Genomic DNA, 254 nt, shown 5'->3' with positions numbered 1-254 from the left:
TCTTTATCGGTTACAGTTACTGTTGAGCCGTTTGTTACGACTTTGTTTTCTTCACCCTTAGAGTCTTTCTCACCAACGTTTGTCACTTCCACTGTGCCATCATGTTTGACTTGGAAAGTGATATCCGTTACTTTGAGGTAACCGTTGGAGCGGCTTCCTCATGGAAGGTGTAAGTACCTGGAGCCAAGTTGAGATCTTTAGACTTACCAGCTTCTGATGTCCAGCTTTCTACGGCTGTGCCTTCTGCCTTATCG

Annotated in this window: 1 pseudogene; it reads right to left on the bottom strand. The window is 45.3% G+C overall.

The features are described 5' to 3' along the window. A pseudogene (locus SORDD15_RS10170) lies at positions 1 to 254 on the bottom strand (SpaA isopeptide-forming pilin-related protein); the annotation flags it as partial.

This window comes from Streptococcus oralis, assembly GCF_001578935.1.
Taxonomy (GTDB): Bacteria; Bacillota; Bacilli; order Lactobacillales; family Streptococcaceae; genus Streptococcus; species Streptococcus oralis_R.
The sequence above is the reverse complement of the archived record's forward strand: the minus strand, read 5'-3'. Positions and strand labels throughout refer to the sequence as shown.